We start from the raw sequence: 931 nt of genomic DNA, 5'->3' as shown, positions 1-931 counted from the left end.
CGCCAGCAGCGTGGCCTCGCGGTCGAGCCGCTCGAGCTGGCGCGTGATGCCGGCGTGCGCCTCGGCATCGATCACCGGGCCGACGTCGGTGGCGTACTCCGCCGGGTCGCCGACGGCCAGCTCCTGCAGCGCGCCGCCGATCATCGCGATCACGCCGTCGGCCACGCCCTCGTGCACGCACAGCAGGCGCAGCGCCGAGCAGCGCTGGCCGGCCGAGCGGAAGGCGCTCTGCACCACGGCATCGGCCACCTGCTCGGGCAGCGCGCTGCTGTCGACCACCATCGCATTGAGGCCGCCGGTCTCGGCGATCAGCGGGACGATGGCGCCGTCCTTCGCGGCGAGCGCGCGCTGGATGTGCTTGGCCACCGGCGTCGAGCCGGTGAAGCACACGCCCGCGGTCAGCGGGTGCGCCACCAGCGCGGCGCCCACCGTCTCGCCGGGGCCGTGCAGCAGGGTCAGCGCGTCCTGCGGCACGCCGGCTGCATGCAGCAGCCCGACGAAGCGCTGCGCGACCGCCGGTGTCTGCTCGGCCGGCTTGGCGGCCACGCTGTTGCCGGCCACCAGCGCGGCGACCACCTGGCCGGCGAAGATGGCGAGCGGGAAGTTCCACGGGCTGATGCAGACGAACACGCCGCGGCCGTGCAGGTGCAGCGTGTTCGATTCACCGGTCGGGCCCGGCAGCTCGCGCGGGCCGAGCGTGTCGCGCGCCTGCAGCGCGTAGTAGCGGCAGAAGTCGACCGCCTCGCGCAGCTCGGCCACGCAGTCGCCCAGCGTCTTGCGCGCTTCCTTCACCAGCAGGCCGCACCAGGCCGGCAGCTCGGCCTCCAACCGGTCGGCGGCGCGCAGCAGCACGGCGGCGCGCTCGGCCAGCGGCCTGTCGTTCCACGCCGCCTGGCCGGCATGCAGGCGGCGCATCATCGCGTCGATCTCC

General features: G+C 74.9%; 1 protein-coding gene. It reads right to left on the bottom strand.

From position 1 onward, the window contains the following. Window positions 1–931, bottom strand: a 931-nt coding sequence (locus tag x551_RS22765) for an aldehyde dehydrogenase family protein (RefSeq protein ID WP_036252030.1), incomplete at both ends; no start/stop codon positions are given.

It is taken from the genome of Methylibium sp. T29 (genome assembly GCF_000576205.1).
In the GTDB taxonomy this organism is placed as follows: domain Bacteria; phylum Pseudomonadota; class Gammaproteobacteria; order Burkholderiales; family Burkholderiaceae_C; genus Methylibium; species Methylibium petroleiphilum.
The sequence above is the reverse complement of the archived record's forward strand: the minus strand, read 5'-3'. Positions and strand labels throughout refer to the sequence as shown.